The sequence below is a fragment of the Martelella sp. FLE1502 genome (genome assembly GCF_053484255.1).
Map to the genome: position 1 here is coordinate 1 of NZ_JBAKFQ010000049.1, position 5,508 is coordinate 5,508.

Sequence of the window (5,508 nt, forward strand, 5' to 3'; positions counted from 1 at the left end):
CCTCGGCCACCCAGAACTGGACGGATTCGACCGGGACGAATGCGTCCGCCTGGGCCAAATCGGTTGCCTATTTCCAGGGCACGTCCGCCGGAACCGTCACCGTTGTCGGGACGCAAGCTTTCGACAAGCTCGTCTTCAGCGCCCAAGACTATCTGATCACCGGCGACAGCCTCGCCTTGTCTCCCAGGACCAATACCACGGGCACGATCGAGGTCGACACCGTGACCGCGACCATTGCGTCCGATATCATTGATGGGAAAGACTCTACTGGCGGTGATATCACAACGCTTGAAAAAGTCGGCACCGGGACCCTGGTCCTGATCAATACAAAATCCTTCACGGGCGAAGCAACCGTCGCAGAGGGCACGCTTCAACTCGGCGACGGAACCACCAACGGCGTGCTCGGCCACGGCATTACAATTAACGACAGCGCAACGCTGGCAATTAACCAGACCGGAACGCTCGGCTTCGCCAATAGTCTGACGGGCGGCGCGAACCCGGGCCAGGCATTGCTCAACGTCACCGGCACGGGGCAACTGAACTTCACCAGTTCAAGCAGCGCCTTCAACGGCCTTACCACCATATCAAACGGTACTTTCAACATCACCGGCGCGCTCGGCGGCGACGTCAAGGTGACCGGTGGCACCTTGCAGGGAACCGGCACGCTCGGCGGCGATGTCACCATAGAATCAGGCGGTACGCTGTCCGGGGATATTTCAATAGGATCACCGCTGGTCATCAGCGGCGAACTCACCTTGACGGGCACGTCCATATTGAGCGTCGCCCTCAATGCCAGCCCCAACGCCGCAGCACTGATCACCACTAAGACGCTCAACATGGTTGGAGGCTCTGTCCAGTATACGCCGTCAACGCTTGCGACCGGACAATACAACCTCATCAGCTATACAGATCCCCTGCCTGTCGGCAGCGCCGCCACAAATCTGACGCTCACGGGCGCGCCCGCCAATTACAGCCTCCAGGCGGCCAATGGCTTCCTTTATATCCTCGTCTCCTCTCCGGGCGGAGAGGGCCGCTATTGGCACCCCAACCAGACCCCTGGCGCCTCCAACTTCGGCGGGCCCGGCACATGGGTCGCAAGTTCCGATACCAACTGGTCGGACAATACAGGAACCCCTCTCGGGGCCTGGGTCGCAAGGGATATTGCCATTTTCAAAGGATCGGCCGACACGGTTACCGTGGACAGCAATACGCAAGGCCCAATCACGATCAACGGCATGACATTCGAAGTCCCCGATTACCTGATCAGCAGCGGCGCAGGCTCCAACCAACTGATCCTCGACGATTCCCCTGGCGAGGTGAAATTCGCGGTCAATGCGGGTGCCGCCGAAAAAGCCACTGTGGCTGTCGTTCTGGCAGAAGATGGTTCTAGCGTAGCCATGGAAAAGACCGGCGGCGGTATACTTGTTCTTACCGCTGCAAATACCTATTCCGGCGGCACGACCGTCTCCACGGGGACGCTGCAGCTGGGTGACGGAACAACCAACGGCTCCCTGACGGGCGGCATCGATATCGCCGCCGCCGCGACACTCTCGGTGCTCGTGAACGCGGCCTCGCCGCTGGCCACTCCGCTAAACTTCTCCAATACGCTCACCGCGACAAGCGCCTCGGCGTCCTTCACGATCGGCGGCACAGGAGCGCTCAGCTTTGCGAGTTCGAGCAGCAGTTTTGCCGGCGCCACGACCGTTTTGACAGGCGCGACCCTGACCGGGAATGGAAACCTTGGTGGAACCGTCACCGTATCCGACGGCGCGATGATCGCCGGCAACCAGACCCAAAAGTTGACGCTCGGCAACCTGGTTCTGACCAATGGCACTCCTGGCTCGACCATCCTCGCCGACTTGTCCACCGCGAACGCTGCAAGCCTGTTTTCCACGGGAGAGCTGACGGCGGCGGGCATCGTCCGGGTAACCGGCTCACCGCTTCCGGCCAGCACCGATCCTTATTATCTTATCGACTATACGTCACTTGTGAATTCGGCTTCCGACATCAAGATCGACGCGACCTCGCCAGGTCTCGATCCGGCGACGACCAACGCCTCCGTGGTATCGATCGGCGGCAACCGGATCGCCATCATCATTGGCCCCGGCAACACCCCCGCCGGCGGCACGGATATCTACTGGAACGGCACGACCACCACGGGAAGCGTCCTCACTGGCGGTCCTGGAACATGGACCGCCAGTAGCGCCGACCTCAACTGGACCGATTTGAGCGGCGCGAGCCACGGGCCGTGGCTTCAGAGCAAATATGCTGTCTTCGCGGCAGGCACGGGCACCGTCCTGGTCGACAGCACGTCCTCCGGGGCAATCTCCGTCGAAGGGCTGGATTTCCAGGTTTCCGGATATCAACTCGATCCCAAGAATGTCGGCGACGGGCTGACGCTTGAGTCCGCCTTTTCTGACGGTTTGGCGCGCCTCAACGTGGCTACGGCAAGCCAGGCAACGATTTCGGCAGATCTGACCGGAAGCGGCGGCGTCAGAAAGACCGGCGCGGGAAATCTGCTCTTCACCGGAGATAAAACCTATACCGGTTCGACAAGCGTCGTGGCGGGCGTGCTGCAACTTGGCGCCAATACTTTGACAGGTTCGGTGGCGGGAGACATTGCCGTCAGCGCCGGCGCAACGCTTTCGCTGTATGCCCCGACAGGGGTGACGACCAGCTTTGCCAACAATCTGACAGGCGGGAGCGGAGCATTGCTTTCCATCTCCGGGCCTGGAACCACAAATTTCAACACGCTCGCCGCGCTCAGCTTCACCGGGTCGACGACGGTCGAAAACGGATCGACGCTTGCTGGTTCCGGAGCGCTTGGAGGCACAGTCACAGTTGCAGGCGGCGGCGCGATTTCGGGGGACGCGACCGGCGGAACGACGCTCGCCCTTGGAAGCGAACTGGATTTCTCCGCCGCAAATTCGACAATGGTGGTCACGCTCGACGGATCGTCACCAAACACCATTCCGCTGTTCAGCACCGGCGACTTCAATTTCGCCAGCGGCGGCACGATTGTGGTCAACACCGTTAGCGGATTGCCTCTGCCGGCGTCTACGCAGTATGCGTTGATCTCATATAGCGGCACAAGGACCAGCAATCTGAGCCTGCTGACCTTCTCGGTACCCAATGCCAGCTATTCCCTTGCGGACCCCGCCTCCGGAACAATCTACCTGGTCGTGGAAACGCCTCCGGAACAATACTGGAATCCGGATCAACATCTTGCCGCTGCAGGTCTCGGTGGCAAGGGCACCTGGACGACCACTGGCGGACTTGCGTGGTCGAATGCTGCCGGCACGAGCAACGGCCCCTGGGTGTCCGGCGCAACAGCGGATTTCAAGGACAATGGCGGCAATGTGACCGTCAACGCTTCCGGCGGCCCGATCAATGTCGGCGGAATGAATTTCGAGGTAGGACCATATAACTTCACAGGTGATGCGCTGACGCTCGACAGCGCCAACACCGATCCCGTCAAGATCAATGTCCAGAACGCGGGCGATGTCGTCTCCCTTGGAACTGTCCTTGCCGGGGCGACTTCGACGACGGGCATGGAGAAAGACGGAGCCGGCACTCTGGTTCTCAATGCGATCAACACCTACACGGGCAAGACGCAGGTCACAGCGGGGACGTTGCGTCTGGGCGTCGTCGGCACCCCGCTTGCGGGTACAATCGAGGTTTCAGGCGGCGCCGTGCTTGCCGTTAATTCTACCGGAACCGTAAAATTCGACACGGCCAATGTTCTGTCATCAACCTCGAACACGGCCCAGCTCAACATTGAGGCGGGAACGCTTCAGTTTGACAGCGCAAGTTCGGGCTTTATGGGGCGCACAAACGTTGCGTCCGGCGCAACGCTTCAGGGCACGGGAAATCTTGGCGGAAACGTCATCGTGAAGTCCGGCGGCACGCTCGCGGGCTCTGTCCTCAATCCAACCTTCACGTTGGGCGACAGCGGACTGACGCTGGCATCAAGATCCATTCTTGATGTCACCCTTAACTCGACCGAGAACAGCACCGCGCTCTTCTCGGCCGGCGCCTTGACGATCAACAACAGTACTTTGAACGTGACCGTAAATGGCGGGCCGGGAACCCTGGACCCCGGCACCTACCACCTGATCGACTACGATCTGGGTCTTTACGGAGATCCAAGCCAGATCGATACAACGTCGGTTCCGACGACAGGCAACGTTTTCAGCCGCGCCGCCTATATCGGCAGCACCGCGAACATCGGGACAGTCGTTCTCAAGGTAGGGCCGGACGCCTATTCCTACTGGAACGGCACCTACACCTCCCCCTCAATTCCCCCAGCCGTACAGGGCGGGCCGGGCACATGGACCGCCGACCTTCTAAATACCAACTGGACCAACCAGACGGGTACGGATTCGGAAGCCTGGGCCACCAATGGTTATGCGATATTTGATACAGTCGGCGGGCAGGTCGATGTGCAGAGCACACTGACATCTGGAGCCCTGATCAGGGTTTCCACGATGGAGTTCAAGGTGGACGGGTACAGTCTGCAGCCGACTTCCGACGACATCATCGTGCTCGCGCCGGCCCCGGGGACGGCAAGCGCGGACATCAATGTCGTCCAGACCGGCCCTGCCGTAAAAGCGGCAATTGCCGTCAGTCTTCAGGGAAGTACAGGCTTGCACAAGATCGGAGATGGCGAACTCGAACTGTCGGGCAGCAATACATATAGCGGCGGCACGACTTTGGACGCGGGCACGTTGACTTCAAAGGTAGCCGGGGCTGTTCCTGGCGCCATATCGATAGACCAGACCGCCACCTGGAACTGGGATGTCGCGGGAAGCGCTTCCTTCAACGGCGTTATATCGAATGGCGCAAACGGCGGCGGCACCTTCAACGTCAACGCGGCCAATGCCACTGATATCCTGCAGCTGACTGCCAACAATACTGGTTTCACCGGCACCACAAATGTTAACACCGGCGTGCTGAATATCACTGGGCCAGCCGGAACTCCGAATGCCGGCGGACTTGGTGGAACGATCAATGTGAAAAAGAACGCCAAGCTTCAGGGTTATGGTCCTTACGGAACCATCAATGTTGCCACTGGCGGCGAATTTGTGATCGGCAAGAGCGATAGCGACGGCACCCTCCTTAAGGTCGTGGCAGATGGCCTGAACATTGAAAATAGAGGACAATTCTCCGTTCCCATAGATCTGACAGGGTCCAGTCCAGCGGCCGGGCATCTTCAGGTCAATGGAGACGCAGTGTTAAAAGCCGGAACAAAAGGGTTCGCGATCATAAACGGAGTAAATTTCAAAGACGAACCGGTTGCGGTCATTACGGCAACGGGCGCGGGCACGTCATACCCGAGATTTCCAACCCAGAGTCTGCTTGGTTATACTTATGGTTTTGCTGTAGACCTTACTAATTCGAAGGTTCTCAACTTCACAATGAAAAAAAATACCACACAAGTAACGTGTGAAATCCTTACGCGCGGATCTTGCGGTGTTCTTGAGGCGGTTGATGGTCTTGGCGAGGGTG

The 5,508-nt window shown here is 59.2% G+C and carries 1 protein-coding gene; it reads left to right on the plus strand.

Annotated features, from left to right (window positions below):
* A partial coding sequence (locus tag V6767_RS22545; protein WP_448475482.1) for a beta strand repeat-containing protein occupies positions 1-5,508 on the plus strand: 5,508 nt, incomplete at both ends.